The organism is Sphaerothrix gracilis Ecp01 (assembly GCF_030405905.1).
Taxonomy (GTDB): Bacteria; Cyanobacteriota; Cyanobacteriia; order Phormidesmidales; family Phormidesmidaceae; genus Sphaerothrix; species Sphaerothrix gracilis.
Map to the genome: position 1 here is coordinate 263,923 of NZ_JASATW010000005.1, position 20,032 is coordinate 283,954.

Consider the following 20,032-nt stretch of genomic DNA (forward strand, 5'->3'; position numbering starts at 1 on the left):
CGAATCGTTTAAAAACCGAGCGTAAAGCGATGAAACTTTTACAAAAAGTAAACCGTCTTGCACTACTGATTCTACTTTAGTAGAGGTTACTGATTTCTGGCTAGGCTATCTGGGTGCAATTAATCCCGAAAACTTATCTTTCCTGCCCGAACATAGGGTTTTACTACAAGCTGCTCTGAGAAAAATTCCTGATGACTTTAAACACAGAAACCAATAGCTCTATTCTTCCCACTAATAAAGTTCAGGCGCTCTATGCAGATCTCCGTAAAGCATCGCTGACCTCAATGGCCCGCGAGATCAAGCAACGGAGCCTCAAGCAGCGGCAAGACATCATTGCCAGAGAACGTGTCCGCATCTTGGACATTGAAATCGATAATATGGCTGCTTCTGATTTTCTGCAGCAGCTCAATCAAGGCGTTGTCTTTACGCCCAATGTCGATCACGTCATGAAGCTGCGGCAAGACGCGGAATTTGTGCGGGCTTATAAGCAAGCAGACTACAAAATCTGTGACAGCCAAATTTTACTCTATGCTTCCAAGTTTTTAGGAACGCCTATTAAGGCAAAGATTTCCGGCTCCGATTTATTGCCGATGTTTTGCCATCATCACCGCCACAATGAGCAGATCAAAATATTTATGCTGGGCGGGGCTGAAGGGGTAGCCGAACAGGCCCGAAAAAATATTAACGCCCGGAGTGGCCGCGAAATAATCGTGCAGGCCCATTCTCCCTCTTACGGCTTTGAACAAGACGAGGCCGAATGTCAAAAGATTATAGACATGATTCAGTCCTCTGGTGCTAACGTGCTGGTGGTAGGGGTAGGGGCACCCAAGCAGGAAAAATGGATCGCCAAGTATCGGCATCAGTTGCCTAGCATTGACATTTTCCTAGCCGTTGGAGCCGCGATTGACTTCGAGGCGGGCAACAAGCCTAGAGCGCCCCGATATGTGAGCGAATTGGGGTTTGAGTGGCTCTATCGGCTGATGTCAGAACCACGGCGGCTCTGGAAACGCTATCTGCTGCGCGATATGCCTTTCCTCTGGATGATTTTGCAGGCTAGACTCAAGCGCGAACAACGGGCTTCTTAACCTAAAGTTGAGCAGCCGCTACTGCCAGTGGTTGAGTCCGCTGCGCCAGTTATGAGCTAGGCTGATCCACTGTTCGCGGCGGCGTTCAAAGTCGGCAGCGACCCAAATCAATCCGATTCCGGCCACGATGCCGATCATCCACTTAACTAGAGGATACTCGGCATTGAGGAGAATCAGCTGATTGAGCACATTGAGTACAAAAATGATTGTGCCAACGTAGAGAAAGGCCCGAACTCGTAGGCCCAAACCCACTAGCAGAGACACTAGGCTGACTACGGCAACCGGCAGCCCTGTCCAAGGTTCAAATAGCAAACAGTAGAGCAGAATGGTGCCTAGCCCCAGCACCCGCAGCCAGTGCCGCTGGGACTTATGGGCCGGTAGCTGCCAGAGTGGATCTACCTGCGCTACATAGAGCAGCGAGCCGCCCCACAGCAAAACATAGTAGATGCCCTGACTGACAATATTTTCAATCAGCCAGCGGGCGATCGCCCAGTCGATTAGCACCAGGCTCAGATAGCTCAGCCGGATTTGCTGCTGCCGCCAGCTCAGCCAGCCATAGAATCCAGCCGCCAGCCAGAAGTTAACTAAATATAGCCAAATTGCTCCCACAGCAGTCACTAAAATCGGCAAAGTGCGGCCTGCCTGCTGCCAGGGACGCGGCGGCCAGCCCCAGTGCGACCAGGGAAGCTGATAAAGTCCGACGGCAAGGATAACCGCGATCGCGCCGCTCCATCGATCTAGAGGGGACAGGGCCGGAAACAACAGGCGCATGTAGACAATCAGTCCTAACCCTTGTGCTAGCCCTCCATAGAGCCAGGTTTCGGACTGGGCGGCGCGGCCTTGCCACAGCGGATAAAGAGTCACGGCGATCGCCAGGACTAAGGCCAAAGGCGTCAGCGTTAGGTTGGAGAGGATGACGCTGGGCAGCGTTAGAAACAGCAGCAGTGTCGCCACGGCCCAGTGTAGATGAGCTGCCGCTGTCAGCGCCAATTGCGGGTAGCGCAGTCGCTGCTGAATCCACCGCCCTGCTAGCCGGTAAACGCCCATAATCAGCGCAGCCACGCCCGCCAAAATGACCAAACCGTCTCCCGGATCGCCGCCCGTCGCCTGACTGAGCTGATACAGCACTAGCTCATACCAGGCTAGGGATCCGCCCGCCAGCGCCAGCCATCCCAGCCAGCGGCTTTGCCAGCGGCGCCCGACCTCTAGCACAATTAGGGCAGCGCCCAGGGTGATCCCTCCCGTTGTGGCCGTAAAATCAGTACTGCGCAGCGCGATCGCCAGTCCGCCATAGACCAAAGGTAAGACCTGCAAACTGGTCAAGGTCAGCCGCTGCCGCCCCCGCAGCCAAGTGGCGATCGTCAGGCTCACCAGCCCCAACCCAACTGTGGCTGTTGCCAGCGCTAGCAGATCGCTGCCGCCTAAAGCTTCAGCCATAAGCAGCTCTATGCCCCAGCCAGTCAGATAGACGCCAGAATTTTGGGGCGCTCGCCACTGCCGCCAAAGCGGTGCCCCGGTCAAAATCGCCATTGCCACTAGGTAGCTGGGCTGGAGCGATCGCCCATCGGCATATAACAGAGCCACTTCAGCCGTCAGGCACAGCAGCAAGCTCAGACAGAGAACATAGCCCCAAATATCGACGGCTCTGGCATACAGATAGGCTCCGGGGGGGCTCGTCCATGCTTCAGCGTCAGCAGGCCCAAATCGGCGCTGCAGCAGGCGCTCCGTCAGCCATAAGGCCCAAACCGCGATCGCCCCAATGGGATACCACTGCACGCCGGTTAGTCTGGGCATACCAGGCAGGACATCCTGAATTAGGCAGACGCCCCCACCCAAGCCAAACAAGACAGTCACCAGCGCTACGGACAGTTTGGCCCAGCCGCGACTGAGAAAACCGCTTAACACCGTTGCCAGACCTAACCCGACGAGCCGCGTCCAGGGCAAAAACAGCGTCAGGGGGACAGTCAAGCCAGTGGCTAACAAACTTAGCTCGCGGCTATAGCGTCGCTGGGGCGTCCGGTGAGTCAGCAGCGTCAGGCCCACGGGCAAGGCTAGTCCCGCAAGGCTCCAGTCAAAGCCAAGCAGCTTATTTTCTAAAGCCGTGAGCAAATTGAAATAGCTGAGTCCGGCTAGGCCGCAGCCAAAATACCAGGCGCTCTCTCGCCAGGGGCGGTGGCTATCTCCCCAGCTCAGCCTCCACTCTAGGCCGGTAGCCCCCAGACAGATCACCAGCCAGTGTCCGGGGGGTAAGTTGGGCCAGCGATCAGCAATGGCAACAGCTACCGCCAATAGGCTGGCAGCATGGGTGGTATTAATCAGCAGCGGGGAGGCAGGCGATCGCCGCCAAGTGACAACCAGCAGCGTCAGGGCAGCCGCAATCAGGGTCAGCGCCAGCACGGTTAGATCTAAGCTACTGACGGCGATCAAAATGAGTCCGAGTCCTAAAGCCAGTCTTTCCGAGAGCTGAGCTAGTCGTGGCTGGGAGCGCCGATATAGCCAGTCGGCCAGCCCGATGAGCAGGATGACCGGCGGCCAATAGGCAACCCCCAGCAGCACTTCTGGATTAGACTCGGTTCCTGTCCAGCCTGTAGTCAGGGTTGTGGCGGCTTGCTGCCAGCCTGCTGGCAGGCTGCGCCAGCTCAGCCAGATTACCTGCAGGGTGATTAACAAAGCGGCTAGCAAATGCCGCGATCGCCAGGTTTTGACGAGCTGCAGGCCGCGCAGCCCTAATCCCAAGAGGCTGACCAGCACTGCTTGCCCAGGTACGGTAAACACCGCCAGCAGCCAGCCCAGCCAGAGCAGGCTACGCCCGCTCCACAGCCACAGACCGCTTAAGGTAAGCTGCTCGGTAGCGGTGATCATCAGCCAAACAAGCAGGGCGCCGCAGGTGCCAACGGCCAGCCCTAAGTCAGCAATATCAATCTCAGGAGTCGTAAAGCCTCGCAGCAGCAGGGCTGACAGGCTGTAGATGACTAGCAGCGAGGCGGTAGTGGCTGGATTAAAGGAGGCCGCTTCTGACTCTGGATGCCGCAGCGGCCTCAGAAAGGCGATCGCCGTCGCAACCGTACCACCATAGAGAGCCGTCAGCGGCAACCCCAGACTGTTCCAGCCCAGTTGCAAGTAGGCCAGCCCTAAAAAGACCAGCGCCCAGACCAGTCGCCTCGACTGCCGATGGGCTGCAGACTGGGGTAGCTGGGGATAGCGCCACACCGTACAGCCTGTTAGCAATGCCATCGCCAGCAGGCTGACTAGCAAACCCGTGGGCGATCGCCCAACCCGCAGCCCGTCGATGGCCCACAGATTGATGGGAACTAGCAGCAGCGCCACGATACGCAGCGTTTTAGCTGTGAGCTGGAGTCGCGGACGGGCAGCCGCCCAGCGTCCACCTAGCCAGAAAATTAGGGTATAGGCCAAGAGCACTAAATATTGACCCACTACGCTGAAGCGACTCCACTGGGTCGCGGCCAACACTGCCGATGACAGCACCACCAGCAGCACGCCTAGACACAGCAGCCAGACGACGCTTAGCTCAGCCATCAGCCGCTCTAGGAGCTGATTGACAGGCTGGGTTAGCCGAGTTGTCCAGGCAGGTGTGGGGGGGCGGGCGATCGCCTGCGCCGTCGCGGCGGCGGTAGGTGAGACGGGATTGGCAGCAGCGGCTGGCGGCTTAGCCTGTTCAGGCAGACTAACCGGGCAGCTCAGCGATGTTTGTCCCAAATAGCTCACCTGCTCATCAGACAACAGCTCTAGCTGTAGCCAAGCCTCTAGGCCCGCTAACAGGGCCGGATGATCGGTAGAAACTTCAACCCGGATAAACTGCTTAGACGACATCAGTAAAAACCGCAGGGGGACGCCTCATGATGATATCTCCCGGCTTCTGTAACTCATGCTGTTGTGACACGCTTGTAACTGTTCAGCGGCTCTACGAAAACGTCGGCGCTGGAATAAATAAATTTATTTGGTTAGAAGCGATCGCGGCTACCCATTGCCTGGTATAACATTGGGCAAATATCTCAGGTATTTTCAGGCAGGCTTTAAATGAGCGAGACACGCATGACGGCAGATTCCAAAATTTATTTCGCCCTGCACCTGAGCGACGACACCCTGAATGAAGGTGAACGCAATCAGCAGCTCCGCGAAATACTGGAGAAGATCCGTCTGATTAAAGGCATCGACGCTCGCCGCCCCGTGATCGATGCCGCCGCAAATGGTCATCGCGGTGATATCGAGATTGCTGAGCTAGAAGTCGATCGCCTCCGTCCCCTTTTGCAGCTACTGAGTAAGCGTTTAGAAAAGATACCGGTTGAAATGCGCATCGATCTGTGGGCTGGCTCAACCCATTTGCAAACTCAGACGCGAGAGGCGGCAGAGGTTTCAGCCCTGCTGCCTCTCGCCCGGCGGCTTTTGCCTAAGCATTTGGTTTACGCGGGTAAGGCAGAAGCCTATGCAGCCGGGGATGGCTATACGCCTGTGGAGGAGGCCAATCTGGAACTGCTGCGCCATCAGCTCAATCTCAAGCCTGAAGAGGCCCAAACAATTCAGGCCCAGGCTTTGGGCCCCTACAAGACTCTGCAGCAAAAGCAAGCGCGCTACGAACAGATCTTAGCTGAGGAAATTCAGCGGCAATATCCCTTCAGCCCGGAGACGGAAGCCGAGCTAGAGCGCCTGCAGGAAAGTTTGGGATTGGCCTACTCAGACATTGCCGATATTCGTGAAAAGCATCTCTCCAAAGTGCGAACCGATCAAAGGCAGATTCGTCAGCTCACGGCAGAAAATGCTCAGATGCAAGGAGAAATCACGCGGCTGCAGAATGAAAATACGCGGCTGCAAACCACGCTGCTACAGCCACAGCCAGTCCCTGAAGAAGACAGGCGGCCCGTGCGCGATCGCTATCGCCAGGAGTTCCAGCAGATTATTCAGCATACGCTCTATCCCAATGATTTTGATCGAGGTCGGCTAGAGCAGGCCCGCCGCATTTGGCAGCTTTCGACTGCCGAGGTTGAGGCGATTGAAGAGGCGGTCACTGACGAGCTGTATGGTTCCATCCGCTCCAGCAAGGACGTAGACTATCGCCGCCTGCGACAGTTGCTGTGGTCGCAGCAGTGGCAAGAGGCCGACCGAGAAACCGAGCGGGTGATGCTGCGGGCAGGCAGTCAGGACATGCGACCGCTCAGCAGCTCGTTAATCAACAGTTTCCCCTGCCTCGATCTGACGACTGTTGACGGCCTTTGGCAGCGCTACAGCAGCAGTCGATATGGTTTTCAAGTCCAGCGCCAAATTTATGCCAATCAGCCTAGCAGCCAAGATTTTCTGCGCGTTGTTGGCTGGCAGGATAACTGGGGCTGGGGCAGCTTCCTCAAGATTACCAAAGCCTACAGCGAGCTACAGTTTACTGACGCGGCTCCGCGCGGTCATCTGCCGACCTGGCGCTGGGCCTGCACGACACTGGAAAGTGTCTATAGTATTGGCTCGGCTGAAATAGATGCCTTTTTTGATCGGTTAGCTCAGTGCCTGCCGTCGTAGTTTTTTCGTTGCAGTTTCCTATATGCAAACTACCCAATGCAAACCATCCTTCCGGCTCTAGACTATCAAGACCTTGACCATCTGCTGGCGGCTCAGGAATGGCAAGATGCCGATCGCGCTACGGCAGATCTGCTGCGCCAGGCAATCGGTCAGGCTGAGCCGATTGGGCTGGGCGTGGAGGCGATCGCCTATTTGCCCTGTGCTGACCTGCTTCAGATTGATCAGCTTTGGCTACGGCACAGTGCCCGCCGATTTGGCTTTTCGGTGCAGCAAGAAATTTATACCTCGCTGGCTCACGATGCAGTGCAATTTAGCCACGCGGTTGGCTGGACGCCTTGGGCCGCTAAGCCTTTTGCCTTCTTCCGCTTCTACAGTCGGCTCAATTTCACCTTAGAAGCCCCTATTGGCCAGTTTCCGGCTCTGTGGTTTTGGCAGCTTTCCCTCGAAAACTCTCTGCTGGCCGGCGGCTTTGGCAGCGGGCGCGGGGCGGGCTTTGTCGATGCTGATAAGCTAGATGCTTTAATGCTCAGACTAGAGCGCTGCAGCCTACAGTAGAGAACTATCTGTGCAACGGATTACGATTACGGCGGCTCAGCTACAAACAGAGTCAATTCAGCTCACCCCGGAGCAGCAGCACTACCTGCGGCGAGTCCTGCGGCTACAAGCGGGCGATCGCTTTCTGGCTCTAGACGGGCAGGGGCAGCAGTGGCTAGCGGCCCTTACCGATGAGGCGGCGATCGCCCAAATTTTGGCAACCGCGACCCCTAGTCTGGCTGCCCTGCCGGAGGTGATTTTGGCGGCAGCTTTACCTAAGGGCAGCGGCTTTGACGAGGTGGTGCGGCAGGCCACTGAGCTGGGTGTCACCGAGATTTGGCCCATCATTAGCGATCGCACTCTGTTGCGCCCCAGCCCCCAAAAGCTTGATCGCTGGCGGCGGATTGCCGCAGAAGCCGCAGAGCAGTCGGAGCGGCTGACTGTACCCCGGATTGCAGCCCCGCTGTCTTTTGTCCAGCTCTTGCAACTCACTGATTTGGATAAAACTTGCTATCTCTGCAGTGCCCGCCAGTCCCAGTCCCATTTGCTGAGCTGTCTGCTAGAGCAGGTTCCCAATGCCCTGTTGTTGGCGACTGGTCCGGAGGGCGGCTGGACAGCAGCAGAAGTTGACGCAGCGATCGCCGCAGGCTATCAGGCGGTATCTCTAGGCCCCTCTATCTTGCGGGCCGTCACGGCTCCACTGGCGGCTCTAGCGCTGGTCAATGCCGCCCGTAGTTTACAAGCTGGTCCGGTAATGTGAACGCTAAGGCGGCTGAAACTAGGCCCGAACGGGCAGCTTTTGTTGCATATTATTGAGCCAACGCCTACCTGCTGGTCCCTGTGGTAGGCTATGTGGCGCTACCGGGTACAGCCTCTGCTTTGTCCTGGAACATGTCCAAAACCACAAAGTCGGCAGCGTCTTTGCCGGGATATCTCAGTCGGATCTTACCCTGGGGGAACTGCTGAAAAAAGAAGCGGAATCTAATGTCCGGTAGCGAGGTCCAGACACTGACGCCTCTGCTCTATCTGTTGACTCAGGATGCGATTAGAGAACCGTGCGACTACATATTGATACCCGCCAGTGGCAATCCAGCAATCACCTAGATTTTTGCCGCGTGACCCTGCCGATTCGTTTTAAGTCCGCGATCGCTGCCCGCTGGATTAAACGCTCAACCCGTAGCCCTCAAATCAAGGCCACAGGTGCCCTTAGCCGGATTCTGCGCCAATGAAACTTTCTGGCCAGGGATAATTCCATCAAGAAAGAGATAGTGGATGCCAGCCCGACTCGATAGAGTAGTACTTGAGTCCTGCTGAGCGGTGCCATGTCCATTATCTCTGTAGATCATTTGAGTAAGCGCTATCCGGTTGCTATCAAGCAGCCAGGGCTGAAGGGAACCCTGCGCCATTTCTTTCGCCGGACCTATCGCTATGTGGAGGCCGTGCAGGCAGTTTCCTTTGAGATTCAGCCGGGGGAAATTGTTGGCTTTTTGGGGCCGAACGGCGCTGGCAAAACCACGACGCTGAAAATGCTCACCGGACTGATTCACCCGTCTGACGGTCAGGTGCAGGTAGCTGGCTACACCCCTTTCCAGCGCCACGCCGATTTTCTACACCAGATTACGCTGGTGATGGGGCAAAAGCAGCAGCTTTTGTGGGATTTGCCAGCGATGGATTCACTGCGGATTAACGGGGCGATCTACGGCATTACCGACAAAGAGTTTCGCTATCGGGTGAGTGAACTGGCTGAGATGCTGGCGCTGGGGGATAAACTCAGTCAGCCGGTGCGGAAGCTTTCCCTGGGTGAGCGGATGAAAGCTGAAATGCTGGCGGCGCTGCTCCATCGACCGCAAATTTTGTTTTTAGATGAACCTACTTTGGGCTTAGACGTGAATGCTCAGGTGGCGGTGCGCAGCTTTTTGCAGGAATACAATCGCCGCTATGGGGCTACCGTGCTGCTGACCAGTCACTATATGGCCGATATCACGGCGCTTTGCCAGCGGGTACTGCTGATCTATCAGGGGCGGCTGATCTATGACGGTGGCTTAGACCAGCTATTAGAGCAGTTTGCGCCTTACCGGGAGGTGAAAGTAGAGCTGGACTGTCAGATCAGCGCCCAGGATCTGCAGGGCTACGGAGAGGTAGAAACCTTAGAGGGCTGCGTGGCCAGCCTGATTGTGCGGCGCGAGGCCCTGACTCAGACCGTGGCGCGGCTGTTAGCAGAACTGGAGATTAAAGATCTAACCGTCACCGATCCGCCAGTTGAAGAAGTGATTGGCCGGGTATTTCAAGCGGGAGCAATTTCATGAACCAAGATTCCCAACTACCTCTGCGGCCTCGGCGTTCTGGCCGCTCCTCGTTCTCAAATCTGTTTCACCTGATTAAAACTCTCCTGACGGTCTACTACGCCTACATGGTGGAGTACCGAGCGGAACTGCTGTTCTGGGTGCTATCGGGTACTTTTCCGCTGATCTTGATGGGAATTTGGGCTGAGGCTGCTCGCAGCGGCCAGTTCGGCCTAGAGCCGGTTGAATTTGTCCGCTATTTTTTGGCAGTGTTTCTGGTGCGTCAGTTCACGGTGGTGTGGGTGGTGTGGGAGTTTGAGCGAGAGGTGCTGGAGGGCAAACTCTCCCCCAATTTGCTACAGCCTATCGACCCGGTGTGGCGGCACTTTTTTAGCCACTTAGCCGAACGTTTTGCTCGTCTGCCACTGGCGGCGATTTTGATTGCCTTTTTCTTTTTGCTCTATCCTGAGGCACTTTGGCTTCCCAGTCTCAGAGCGGTTTTCGTCGGACTGATAGCGATCGCCCTGTCTTTTTGCCTAAGATTTTTGATGCAGTATACCTCGGCCATGCTGGCATTTTGGACAGAGCGGGCCAGCGCCATTGAGCAGTTTTGGTTTTTGCTCTATCTGTTTCTCTCAGGCATGTTAGCGCCTTTGGAAATGTTTCCGGCAGCGGTGCGAGCGGTGGTGCTGTGGACGCCCTTTCCCTATCTGATTTACTTTCCGGCCAGCATTTTAGTGGAAATGCCTGTTAACTACGCGCAGGGATTTCTAACGATCTTGATTTGGGGGCTAATCTTTTTTGGCCTCAACCGCTGGCTCTGGCGACGGGGGCTGAAGCAGTATTCCGGCATGGGAGCCTAAAGCGGCGCAGATACATCTCAGGTCTGAGCCGAAAACCCTGACGGCGGTTTACACTCAGATTTAATTTGACGCAAGCCTATGGAAACTACTCTCTTCGACCGGATTTTTCGCGACAGCAGCGGCGATATTGTCATTGCCCAGCCGCCCAACCCACCTATTCTGACTTGGCTAGCGGCTACTCTGCTAAACCTACTGCCGACAAGCGGCAATGTGCAAGCAGGCTTAGAGGCGATTGCCTTTGGTGCGCTCTTTACTTGGGCCTGGATGGAGTTGTTTCAGGGGGTTAACTATTTCCGGCGATCGCTGGGACTGCTTGTGCTGCTAGGGGCGATCGCCTCTAAGCTGCAGTGGTAGGCATGGCGTCGCTATGCCAAAAAGCGAGACACCACGGCGCTGTATTCTTGGTAAGGCTTCACGCCGACTAGGGTTTCCTGCAGTTCGCCCTCTTTGAAAAACATGACGGCTGGCATTCCTTTCAGCCCAAACCGCTGGGGAATCTGCTGGTTGGCGTCGAAGTCTATTTTCATGACCTTGACGCGATCGCCATAGGCGACAGCTAGCTGATCGATTAGCGGCGTCACTAGCTTACACGAACCACACCAAGCTGCCATGCAGTCTACCACCAGCACCGATTCTGCGGCGAGGAGTGAGTCTAGTTCTGCCTCGTCTTTGATCATGGGGGCGGCCCCGGTGGGCTGGCCTAGCTGAAACAGCTCGCTGGCAACTTCGGCAAAAGGCAGGCTGCCGTTAAGGGTTGTGAGCTGCGATCGCTGTTGATAATACTCCAGCACAGGGGCGATCGATTCTTGCTGGTGAGATAGACGCTGCCGAATGGCGGAAACTGGCTCGGCCTGCTTGTTCTCATTCCACAGGCGATTGACCAAAAGCCCCGTCATGGCCCGTAGATAAACAACCGTGGCTGCCGGCAGCCCTGCCTGAGCCAAAAACTCATCTAGCGCCTGAGCCTGATCTAAAGAACAGGGAAACCCTTCCAGCACCCAGCCCTGTAACATGGCATCGGGCTGCTCTAGTCGCCGCCGGATCAGCTTCGTCATCAGAGCCTCAGGAACCGGCTTGCCTGCTTCGGTGTATGAGCGAACTTCAGCGCTAAGCGACGACTGAGCGGCGATCGCCGCCTGCAACAGCTGGCCCAGCGAAATGTAGGGAAGCTGCCAGCGCTCAGCCAGCGCGATCGCCTGAGCTTCCACGCCTATCCCTGGAAGTCCTAACAGAATGAACTGCTTAGATTTCATTGACTGTACCCTTATCAGCGCTCTTTTGCGTTAAGTAGAGCCTCTTTTGAGAGACAGGACATCCCGCTCTCAGCAGAAAAATAGCTTGCTCCTATAGTGGAGCAGTAGGTTGCATCTGCTCGCGATGCCGCTGATTTTTTGTGAATTCTTTTGGATTTGGCGTTGCTGAATCAAGGGATGAACCGGGTGTTTTCCGGTCGTGAGCGAGACGCTCACGCTCCCTTGCCTATCGTTCAGATCGGTTAGTGCGAGCATCTTGCTCGCGTTTTAATTTACTGAGGAACTTGCTGTCAAAACTCGTCTGGGTGGACGCTTTAGCTCTAGAGCCTGACTGTCATTTTCTCAAAGGAAATTGAATTTGTAGGCGATCGCAGTCATCTGTCGGTAGTCAGCTTTCGTAGAGACAACGGCTCTGGCGACGTTTAACAAATTTCCAGCCGATGAAAATGCCGCCTAAGCTAAATAAAGCCACCGCTAAGTTTGGCTCTGGAACAGAAGCGTACTTGAATTCTTCGCCCGCTAGGGCAGGCGTGAGGGATGGGGCTTTGCGGAACTTTGTCGCTTGCTCAAAAGAGTAAGCGAATCCCAGCAGGCTAGACTCGCTGTAGGGACGGCCTGTAAAGGATAAGGTAAACGGTAAACCTTGCGAGCTGAAGCCCCCTGGCACGGTAATATCCGGCAGTCCGGTAGAGCTGGCAAACAAGACCTGTCGCGCTGGTGGATTGCCTGGTGGATCTATAAAGGTTGGATCCTCAACGCCGCTGACTGGACGTGCAAAGGTATCAATTGTGGGAAAGAGGAACGAGTCTAGATTGAGGGAGTCGAGCGTGTCAAGTAAAGTATTCCTTAAAAAGGGAGCTATCACTTCAGCCACTTCGAGATAATCCGCTTCTTCAGAGGCTCCTTCGGCGGCCGCAAATTCTAGCGTCCCGATGATTCTAGACGGTGTTTCAGAATCGGCGATCGCCGGAGATTCTAAAACCGCAATCAGCTCCTCTAGCGTCTTAGGATATTCAGGGGCCAAAGTTGACAGGTATTCTTCTAAATAGATCTCCTGCTCAACGGCGATCGCAGTGCTGTAGACACTACTTAAAGGTTCTAAGAAGTCATCTGCAAAAGAGATTTCGATGATTTCTGCGCCTAAACCTTCCATCACGGCTAAGGCTTTTTGGACTAGAGCCGTAATTTCTGGATCAACCCCATTTTCCACTCCTAAATAGTTGGTTACCAATCCTAGCCGCGCCCCTTTGAGCGCATCGGCATCGAGAAACTGGGTATAGTCGTCGTAAAACTTATCTAGCTCCACCGGTGGCGCTGCAATGGGCGTTTGAATACCGGGATTGTCCGGATCAAATTCCGCCATTACGCCCAGCGCGATCGCCGCATCTTCTACTGAGCGAGCCATTGGGCCAATCATATCCCGTGACAAAACAAAGGGAATGATGCCGTCTAGGCTTAGCAGGCCCCGGGTTGGCCGCACGCATACAAGCCCTTGAAAAGAACAGGGCGTGCGAATCGAACCGCCCGTATCGCTGCCAGTGCCAAAGGTGGCAAAGCTAGAGGCGATCGCGGCCCCTGTACCCCCGCTAGAGCCGCCCGACTGTCGCAGCAAATTGTAGGGATTGAAGGTTTGCCCGCCCAGAGAGCTGTAGCCCGAACCAGAGATAGCAAACTCATCCATCTCGGCTTTGCCAAAGATGATCGCGCCTGCGTCTCGCAGCAAGTCTACGACGAAGGCATCATCTGGAGGAACGGAGCCGACTAGCGCATCCGAGCCACCTGTAGTAGGAATATCAAAAGTGTCGTGGTTGTCTTTGAGCAGAATAGGAATGCCATGCAGCGGGCTACGGGGGCCACTGGTTTGTCGTTCTAAGTCTAAGGCTTTGGCAATATTGAGGGCATCAGGATTGGTAGCAATGACGGCATTGATAGCTGGCCCAGTATCGTCATAGGCCGCAATCCGATTCAAGTACAGCTCCACAAGCTGTTCCGAGGTTAAGGCACCTGCCTCGAAAGCTTTATTGATATCGCTGATTGTGGCATCTTGTAGTCGAAATTGGGCAGCAACAGCAGCTTCAGCTGCGACGATCGCTAAGGATGCCAGTGCCGTTGTTGCACTCACAAGGGGCTTTAGCATGAGCAATGAAGATTATTGAGGAGAGAGAAAGAGTATCTGAGCGCAAAGACAGCTAAAACAGGAAAACTCCTTGCGCTTTATGCTTACCTAGCAGATTCTCAGCAATTTCTCAGGAAAACTGTCCAGCCTGAACACTCTTTTCCCACCGCTGAAATGTTCTGTTTGATCCAGAGATACCTAAAGTTTTGCGGCGATCGATACGTCTATAACTAGCTCGCTCTCAGGTTCATTTGACGTCGAGTATGACACTTCTCGCTTTTTTCTCAGCGTCATGATCTGAGGTAAGCAGCTCAAATTCTCCAGGCTTTGGGATAGCCTGTCTTGAGACTGACTGTTTTTACTCAGGGCACTTGTGCTTGAACTATGCCGAAGGGCTGCGGGTGGCTAACCAGCGTTCAAAAGAATGAGAACTTTCACCGCTCTGTCTGCCTGTCAGCAGCCCTTCAATGCCAATGTGCTCGTCTAAATCAGTCCATTCAATTGCGTAGCCATCTCCTAAAAGCTGCCAGTTTTGCCGCTCTTTTTGAGAAGCATGAAGCAGCCGAGGATACCAGGACAGGGGGATTGTTATGCTGCGTCCATCGGTTAGGTCTACGATTAACTTTTCATCCGTGACGCTAACCTGAGCTGCGAGAGGTTCTGTTTCAAGCGTCAAAGTAGTCATGCCCAACCTCTATCAATATTGCTGAAAAAATTTTGAGGCGCTGCGCGCCAAAGAGGGCAAAAGAAAAAAGAGCAGAGGACAAAAGGGCTAGAGGGCAAAGGGTAACTAAAGAGTCCCTGGGGCGGAACAAACAACACGAAAACCGCCATAGTTGAAGCGGGAGCCCGGTAGATCGAAGTTGCGATAGGCAGAACGGCAATACCTAGGATAGAGGTCCCAGGAGCCGCCGCGAGCTATTCGAAGGTCTTGCTTTCCCCCTTTTATCCAAGCACTACCATCAATGGGAGCACCCTCGTAGCTGCTGTGCCACACATCGTGACACCACTCCCGGACATTGCCGTGCATGTCATAGAGGCCGAAGGCGTTAGGCGGAAAGCTACCTACATCCGTAGTTTGTTGCCGATACTTGCCTTTAGGGCCAGATCCATAGGTGTAGTTGCCGTCATAATTGGCTTGCTCCGTCGTAATCGTTTCGCCAAAGTAAAACGGGGTAGTGGTGCGGGCGCGGCAGGCATATTCCCATTCGGCTTCGCTGGGGAGGCGGTAGGTGCGCCCCGTTATCTGTGATAGCCGCTGGCAAAACTCCACCGCTTCATGCCAGCTTATGCTTTCAACCGGGCGCTGACTGCCCTTGAAGCGAGAAGGAAATGGCAACAGGTCGTGACTAATTTTGGGTAGAGCCGCCACCTCGCTCCACTGGGCCTGAGTCACCGGATACTTGCCCAGCCAAAAGGCTGGAACCGTCACAGAATGCAGAGGGCCTTCATCGTCGCTGCGTTCCTCTTCACCATCAGGAGATCCCATCCAAAAGCGACCGCTGGGAACTTTCACCATTTCTAGGGTGACGCCATTGCCCAAGGTTTCGATGAAATCGTCAGTAGCGGGCTGTTTGCTAGTTTTCTGGCGGGCAGCGATTAGCTGCTTGGCTCGCTGTCGCAGTCCCTTGGTGATATCGGAAAAAGCTGAGTCTTGAGGCATCCAGGTGACGACAGGCTGGGCGTTTTTGGGCATGGCCTGGAGCTTGCTGAAGGGGGCTTCCTCCCAGTCCACCGGACGCATGATGATTGGCACCACGATCGCCTCCCCCGCCTCATGCCGCTCAATGGCCCGGCTGATTTCCACATTCCAGCAGTAGTCAGAGGCGAGAAAGGGAGCGCTGACTAACAGCAGAATCAGATCTGCCTGTTCCAGATAGGTGCTGATTTCGTTATCCCATTCGTCTCCGGGTAGAATTTTGCGATCGTGCCAGGTGGAGATGTAGCCCTGTCGCTCCAGAATTTTGAGGTGAGCATCAAGTTCCTGACGGAGATCTTCGTCTTTGTGGGAGTAGGAGATAAAAACTTCTACGGCGGTGCCTGCCATGCCTGGTTGCTAAAAATTTCTTTGGCGGTTGTCTTATTATAGTTTCGCCCTCTGGGGTGCAATTTCCGCAGCGATTGGCTGAAATGGCGCGGCTATAGAGATCGGCGGCATACTGGCAAAAAGCGATCGCCCTCTGTGTCCAAAAGAGCGATCGCCCACATTTGCTCTAATTATCCAAGTCGCTGAGAATCCGCCTAACCGGGCAGTCTACCAGCGACAGGCCGATTGCGCCGGAAAAAGTCTGCTGCAATGACGGCGTTGACAATGCGGAACGTTCGCGGAGCCAGAATCCCTTCGATTTGCAGCGGTCGCCCGCCGGGTAGGGAAGTGGCTCTTAGCTGAAACTCTACCTGCTTCTCTTTTTGCAGAAAGGTGCCTGCGTAGTGAACTTTGCCAGTGCCAGCCGCTAAAAATAGAGCGCCTTCGCGCTGGGTGTTGGGATGGGTCAGGATGTAATAGCGGGGATACCAGCGATCTTCCTCAATCGCCGCGAGGCTCAACAGTGCGCCTGCAATCAGTTTGCGCTGAGTGAGGCTATTCGGCTCTGCTACAACGGTGGGGCTGAGCAAAAGCAGATAGGTATTGTTGAGGCAGTTGATTTCCCAGCCGACCTCAGCCGCAAGGTCAATATTCAGGGGATCTTGACGGATATCTGCAGCCACTTGGCGCAGCAGTTCGGCTGTCGCCTGTCGGGTTTCAACTGCATGGGTGCGATCGCCCTCTGGCGCAATCAGGTCGCGAGGCAGAGTTAGCCTAAACTCATCGCTGCTGTCTTCCCGATAGGCAATCAGGGTTGCGGCCCACTGGGCTGTCCGCTGCAGAGAACCGCCGTATTGCCGGGCGAAGCGCTGTAGTGTGGGCAGGCTGCGATCGCTGCCGATATAGCCTAAGCCCTTCACCACCCCCCGTAGTACGATAGGGTCTTCAATCGCCAGCGCCTCCGTCAGCGCGGCCTCTGCCTGATCCCGGTTGAGACTGGCAAGACCTACTGCTGCACCATGCCGCAAGCGACTGTCTCTTTCCCTGTCTGCCAACAGCCGCTGCAAATCCTCAAATTTGCCTTCGTACCTGAACGTCAGCAGCAGCGAAAGGGCCGTGAGGTCATCCAGCTTTGATGGGGTTGCGTAATCCGCTTGGAAAAGAACGGCCCGTAGTTCCTCTAGAGAATATTCACTGGACGCGATGAAATCCGCGTGTTGATTTTGGATAGTCATGGTTCAACAGCCCTCTTGGATAGAGCAGTGATTGCGGCAAGTGTTTCCTTCACTGCTGGTCAGCTCAACTGAATCCCGCAGGCTCGAAGCCGAGCCGGTTTGGGTCATCAGCCGCAGCGGGAAGCTGGCCTGATTGTTGGGATGGCGCAGTCCCAGGTAATGACCATTTTCATGAGCAAAGGTTCGGGCCATCCCTAAGCCTGCATTTCCATTGAAATCTTCTGCTCCTCTGGGATTGACCACCGAAGCATCCCGGTTATGGGAATCGCAAGCCGCATCGTCACTGTCGGTTGCAACGCCGTCGCAGGGGCCACAAATATCCGAGCGTCCCAGCAGACCGCCCATATTCATCATAAAGACGATGAAAACGTCGATGCCGTCATTATCAACTGACCACTGATCGGCCAGTTCATCCAGTTCGGCGTCGTTGTCTAGAATGTCTAGACCGTCAGCGTCTTCAGACGTGATGTACCAGTAGCGGACTCGTCCCACCCCGATTGACCGCTGGGCGTAGATCTCATGGGAGCGGTAAACGGCATAATCGGCGCGATCGTACATTTCGCCAAAGGTTGGATTGGTCGTAAAGTTATCCCAGCCCACTGCTATCACATTGACGTTGTAATAGTCTCCCTGCAGCAACTGCATCCTCTGCAGCAGCGAGACGCGGCTCTGCTGCCAGTCTGGATCGGCGGGATCTGCCGGATCGGCGGGCACTCGCTCCTGAATAAAACCGAAAAAGTCACGCAGGACTGAAAAGCTTGCCGGTGCTTCAATACAGTTAGCCAGCTCTCTAAGTGATGCCATTTTTTGCCTCCTCGCCTACTGCAAAGCTACTAGAACCGGGATCAGGTCTTGCCCTGACGGCAGCGGCTGCAGTGCTTTGCCAATTACGGCCCCAAATGCCTGCACGGGATTGCTGACTTTCATGGCATGTCCGGGGGTTGACGAAGTGGTTAACAAATCACCCACTTTGATGGCCCCCTGATCGGCATCTACTTTACAGAAAACGCGGCCCATAAGCGCGATCGGCAGATGATTGGCTTCACCTTGCTTCCGGCCCAGAACAATGCCGGGGCGATACGTGCCGGCTCCAGCCACGATACCGGCTACGCACTGGTCATAGGCTTGGTCGCTGACGCGCAGGCGGGAATCCTGGCTGATCACCATCACCGTTCCTGGCTCCGCAGATTCTAGAACCTCTACTTCAAAGTCTTCGGCACAGTCGGCATTTTGCAGAATGATGTCGCCGCTGTCGCCGTTGAGGTGAATCGTTGCCTGGGCTAGGGTTTGATTGTCACCGCCCGCCGGGAACAGCACAATATCGCCGTCAGCGCCGTTGCCGCCAACCCAGAGATTACTGGCTCCGGCATCGAGGCGAATCCGATTCTGACCGCCGGTGCTGCGCAACACTAGATCACCATCAGCCCCCTGGCCGCCCGCAAAGATATTGCCGCCATCGCCGTCGAGATGAATTGAAGCCTGGTCGGTTGACGTGTTGTTGCCGGAACTGCGAAACAGAACCAGGTCGCCATCGGCGCCGTTGCCGCCTAGCCAAGCATTGCCGCCGCCCGCATCGAGGCGAATCCGATTCTGGCCGCTGGTGCTGCGCAACACTAAGTCACCGTCAGTTCCCTGGCCGCCGGCAAAAATGTTGCCGCCGTTGCCGTCGAGATGAATGGAGGCTTGGCCAGTAGACGTATTGTTGCCAGAATTAGGGAATAAAACGAGATCGCCATCGGCGCCGTTGCCACCTAGCCAGGCGTTGCCGCCGCCCGCATCGAGGCGAATGCGATTTTGACCATCGTTATTTTGCAGCACTAGATCGCCGTCGGTACCGTCGCCACCTGCAAAAATATTGCCGGTATCGCTGTTAATTGATATCGCCATTGAAGTTAATCCTCTCGGTATTTTTGAGATTGCAAATTAGTTTTGAACGGTTGCCAAAGGCAGCCATTCTTCTGGTGATATTTCGTCTGGTTTTGCTTCAGCCTATTCGGTAATTTTCTAAATCGCGATCGCAGCTATTACCGCAGCTATTACTGGTCTCTTTTGCAGCTAAATCGCTCACAATCTCGATCAATTATTACTTTTTCCCTGGTTGAAAAAGCTTGAAAGAAATGGAAAAAATAGATTGTTCGGACTTCTTTTTAAGCTCATAGCTATTGTCCTCACACAGGCAAAATTATGAGCTTTATGCCGTGATAAATTTAGTGAATTACCAATCTAGGCAGCGATCGCTCGTTTGAGCGCTAGCCCCAGTATGTAAAATCAGCTTTAGCTCTGTCATTACCCTTGAGGGTACTTTAAGTGGTTTAACCGCTTTGCTTTCCGGAAGCAGTGCCAATATTTTGTAAGAGCTTGACAGCGCTGAGTCCCCATTGCAAGCCTAAACAAGGCGCTGCTATATTTTATTGGCTAACGATGAAAAATCCGGCTGTAAAAGGCCGTCAGATATGGCCGTAACGCATCCTAAAAAAATATTTTTGATGTCAAGTTAAACCAATTCTCGACTGTGACTAAGGGTTTATCACGTTAGCGAAGATTTAGTTTTTTGTATTTTTTAATATGCTCTCACAGACATAAAAGAGGTCTAAATCTACCACTGCCGACATTCCTTCTGCGTTACCTCGTGGCGATAGCGAAACAGAGACTTTAACTGCTGTTGAATCAGCCAGCCCATTAGCGGCTCCGTTACGACATCTAGCGGCAGACTGTACTCGATTGAGTCTGTTAAGCGCGTTTTATCCCCCTGAGACGCAAACAGATGCCGATGCCGCCAGCTAGCAAACGGCCCCTGCTCTTGAATATCGGTAAACAGGCGAAATTCCTCACACGCCACGTGCCGCGCTAGCCAGGTGATTGGAACCGGTCCTAGAAACAAGCGAAACTCCGTAATCGCCTCTACCGCCAAGCCTCCCTCGCGGCGAATCACCTGAACGGGCTGCCAGGGGGGCGTCAGCAGGTCTAGAACGTCAGGTCGCTCATGAAACCGCCATACCGCCACGACAGGCGCATTAATCAAACTGGAATATTCAAACTGCTGCATGGGAGTTAATCATGAACCTTTCTCAATTATTGCCAGTCTGCTCTCGTTTCGGCTTACCCTATGGGCGGA

The 20,032-nt window shown here is 54.6% G+C and carries 17 protein-coding genes and 1 pseudogene; 8 read left to right on the forward strand and 10 right to left on the reverse strand.

Annotation, left to right across the window (positions count from 1 at the left end; all coding sequences use genetic code 11):
- Positions 1-191 precede the first annotated feature (191 nt).
- The gene (locus QJQ48_RS07670) at positions 192-1,085 is read left to right on the forward strand and encodes a WecB/TagA/CpsF family glycosyltransferase (protein ID WP_428843031.1); all 894 of its coding nucleotides are present in this window, start codon (positions 192-194) and stop codon (positions 1,083-1,085) included.
- A gap of 18 nt (positions 1,086-1,103) precedes the next feature.
- On the opposite strand, the gene QJQ48_RS07675 is transcribed toward QJQ48_RS07670, so the two are convergent.
- Positions 1,104-4,916: a hypothetical protein gene (locus QJQ48_RS07675; protein WP_346290622.1), complete on the reverse strand. Its 3,813-nt coding sequence runs from the start codon at positions 4,914-4,916 to the stop codon at positions 1,104-1,106.
- A gap of 207 nt (positions 4,917-5,123) precedes the next feature.
- Between QJQ48_RS07675 and QJQ48_RS07680 the strand changes: the two genes are divergently transcribed.
- The 7 genes from QJQ48_RS07680 to QJQ48_RS07710 all read left to right on the forward strand — a co-directional run bounded on the left by QJQ48_RS07680 (position 5,124) and on the right by QJQ48_RS07710 (position 10,641).
- Positions 5,124-6,608, forward strand: a complete 1,485-nt coding sequence (locus QJQ48_RS07680; protein WP_346290623.1) for a GUN4 domain-containing protein — start codon at positions 5,124-5,126, stop codon at positions 6,606-6,608.
- A 36-nt stretch (positions 6,609-6,644) separates the two neighbouring features.
- On the forward strand, positions 6,645-7,163 hold the full coding sequence (locus tag QJQ48_RS07685) for a GUN4 domain-containing protein (protein ID WP_346290624.1): 519 nt from the start codon (positions 6,645-6,647) through the stop codon (positions 7,161-7,163).
- Positions 7,164-7,173: 10 nt separating this feature from the next.
- Positions 7,174-7,902 (forward strand): 16S rRNA (uracil(1498)-N(3))-methyltransferase, encoded by a 729-nt coding sequence (locus QJQ48_RS07690; RefSeq protein WP_346290625.1) that lies wholly within the window; start codon positions 7,174-7,176, stop codon positions 7,900-7,902.
- Between the two features lie 295 nt (positions 7,903-8,197).
- Positions 8,198-8,371 carry a hypothetical protein gene (locus tag QJQ48_RS07695; RefSeq protein ID WP_346290626.1) on the forward strand — a complete coding sequence of 58 codons (174 nt, stop codon included), beginning with the start codon at positions 8,198-8,200 and terminating at the stop codon, positions 8,369-8,371.
- Between the two features lie 93 nt (positions 8,372-8,464).
- The gene (locus QJQ48_RS07700) at positions 8,465-9,448 is read left to right on the forward strand and encodes an ABC transporter ATP-binding protein (RefSeq protein WP_346290627.1); all 984 of its coding nucleotides are present in this window, start codon (positions 8,465-8,467) and stop codon (positions 9,446-9,448) included.
- Positions 9,445-10,287, forward strand: a complete 843-nt coding sequence (locus QJQ48_RS07705) for an ABC transporter permease (RefSeq protein WP_428843032.1) — start codon at positions 9,445-9,447, stop codon at positions 10,285-10,287. Before QJQ48_RS07700 ends, QJQ48_RS07705 begins: the two co-directional genes overlap by 4 nt.
- 78 nt (positions 10,288-10,365) lie before the next feature.
- The gene (locus QJQ48_RS07710; protein WP_346290628.1) at positions 10,366-10,641 is read left to right on the forward strand and encodes a hypothetical protein; all 276 of its coding nucleotides are present in this window, start codon (positions 10,366-10,368) and stop codon (positions 10,639-10,641) included.
- 11 nt (positions 10,642-10,652) lie between these two features.
- Here QJQ48_RS07710 and QJQ48_RS07715 read toward each other — a convergent pair whose 3' ends face one another.
- The 9 genes and pseudogenes from QJQ48_RS07715 to QJQ48_RS07755 all read right to left on the reverse strand — a co-directional run bounded on the left by QJQ48_RS07715 (position 10,653) and on the right by QJQ48_RS07755 (position 19,963).
- On the reverse strand, positions 10,653-10,964 hold the full coding sequence (locus QJQ48_RS07715; protein ID WP_346290657.1) for a thioredoxin family protein: 312 nt from the start codon (positions 10,962-10,964) through the stop codon (positions 10,653-10,655).
- A gap of 99 nt (positions 10,965-11,063) precedes the next feature.
- Positions 11,064-11,540 (reverse strand): annotated as a pseudogene (locus QJQ48_RS07720) (nucleoside monophosphate kinase); the annotation flags it as partial.
- A gap of 388 nt (positions 11,541-11,928) precedes the next feature.
- Positions 11,929-13,677 (reverse strand): amidase family protein, encoded by a 1,749-nt coding sequence (locus QJQ48_RS07725; RefSeq protein WP_346290629.1) that lies wholly within the window; start codon positions 13,675-13,677, stop codon positions 11,929-11,931.
- A gap of 361 nt (positions 13,678-14,038) precedes the next feature.
- A complete protein-coding gene (locus tag QJQ48_RS07730; RefSeq protein WP_346290630.1) occupies positions 14,039-14,341 on the reverse strand; it encodes a DUF2442 domain-containing protein in 303 nt (100 codons plus the stop codon).
- 105 nt (positions 14,342-14,446) lie between these two features.
- On the reverse strand, positions 14,447-15,703 hold the full coding sequence (locus QJQ48_RS07735) for an SUMF1/EgtB/PvdO family nonheme iron enzyme (protein ID WP_346290631.1): 1,257 nt from the start codon (positions 15,701-15,703) through the stop codon (positions 14,447-14,449).
- 194 nt (positions 15,704-15,897) lie between these two features.
- Positions 15,898-16,917 carry a HEAT repeat domain-containing protein gene (locus QJQ48_RS07740; RefSeq protein ID WP_346290632.1) on the reverse strand — a complete coding sequence of 340 codons (1,020 nt, stop codon included), beginning with the start codon at positions 16,915-16,917 and terminating at the stop codon, positions 15,898-15,900.
- 3 nt (positions 16,918-16,920) lie between these two features.
- On the reverse strand, positions 16,921-17,721 hold the full coding sequence (locus QJQ48_RS07745; protein WP_346290633.1) for a zinc-dependent metalloprotease family protein: 801 nt from the start codon (positions 17,719-17,721) through the stop codon (positions 16,921-16,923).
- Positions 17,722-17,736: 15 nt separating this feature from the next.
- Positions 17,737-18,804: a hypothetical protein gene (locus QJQ48_RS07750; RefSeq protein ID WP_346290634.1), complete on the reverse strand. Its 1,068-nt coding sequence runs from the start codon at positions 18,802-18,804 to the stop codon at positions 17,737-17,739.
- Positions 18,805-19,513: 709 nt separating this feature from the next.
- The gene (locus QJQ48_RS07755; RefSeq protein WP_346290635.1) at positions 19,514-19,963 is read right to left on the reverse strand and encodes an SRPBCC family protein; all 450 of its coding nucleotides are present in this window, start codon (positions 19,961-19,963) and stop codon (positions 19,514-19,516) included.
- Positions 19,964-20,032: the final 69 nt, after the last annotated feature.

What these genes read in the sequence shown, in the direction of transcription:
- QJQ48_RS07705 (WP_428843032.1), top strand. Translation starts at nt 9,445, where the DNA reads ATGAACCAAGATTCCCAACTACCTCTGCGGCCTCGGCGTTCTGGCCGC.
- QJQ48_RS07700 (WP_346290627.1), top strand. Translation starts at nt 8,465, where the DNA reads ATGTCCATTATCTCTGTAGATCATTTGAGTAAGCGCTATCCGGTTGCT.
- QJQ48_RS07725 (WP_346290629.1), bottom strand. Translation starts at nt 13,677, where the DNA reads ATGCTAAAGCCCCTTGTGAGTGCAACAACGGCACTGGCATCCTTAGCG.
- QJQ48_RS07730 (WP_346290630.1), bottom strand. Translation starts at nt 14,341, where the DNA reads ATGACTACTTTGACGCTTGAAACAGAACCTCTCGCAGCTCAGGTTAGC.
- QJQ48_RS07755 (WP_346290635.1), bottom strand. Translation starts at nt 19,963, where the DNA reads ATGCAGCAGTTTGAATATTCCAGTTTGATTAATGCGCCTGTCGTGGCG.
- QJQ48_RS07685 (WP_346290624.1), top strand. Translation starts at nt 6,645, where the DNA reads ATGCAAACCATCCTTCCGGCTCTAGACTATCAAGACCTTGACCATCTG.
- QJQ48_RS07710 (WP_346290628.1), top strand. Translation starts at nt 10,366, where the DNA reads ATGGAAACTACTCTCTTCGACCGGATTTTTCGCGACAGCAGCGGCGAT.
- QJQ48_RS07715 (WP_346290657.1), bottom strand. Translation starts at nt 10,964, where the DNA reads ATGATCAAAGACGAGGCAGAACTAGACTCACTCCTCGCCGCAGAATCG.
- QJQ48_RS07735 (WP_346290631.1), bottom strand. Translation starts at nt 15,703, where the DNA reads ATGGCAGGCACCGCCGTAGAAGTTTTTATCTCCTACTCCCACAAAGAC.
- QJQ48_RS07675 (WP_346290622.1), bottom strand. Translation starts at nt 4,916, where the DNA reads ATGTCGTCTAAGCAGTTTATCCGGGTTGAAGTTTCTACCGATCATCCG.
- QJQ48_RS07745 (WP_346290633.1), bottom strand. Translation starts at nt 17,721, where the DNA reads ATGGCATCACTTAGAGAGCTGGCTAACTGTATTGAAGCACCGGCAAGC.
- QJQ48_RS07740 (WP_346290632.1), bottom strand. Translation starts at nt 16,917, where the DNA reads ATGACTATCCAAAATCAACACGCGGATTTCATCGCGTCCAGTGAATAT.
- QJQ48_RS07670 (WP_428843031.1), top strand. Translation starts at nt 192, where the DNA reads ATGACTTTAAACACAGAAACCAATAGCTCTATTCTTCCCACTAATAAA.
- QJQ48_RS07750 (WP_346290634.1), bottom strand. Translation starts at nt 18,804, where the DNA reads ATGGCGATATCAATTAACAGCGATACCGGCAATATTTTTGCAGGTGGC.
- QJQ48_RS07680 (WP_346290623.1), top strand. Translation starts at nt 5,124, where the DNA reads ATGAGCGAGACACGCATGACGGCAGATTCCAAAATTTATTTCGCCCTG.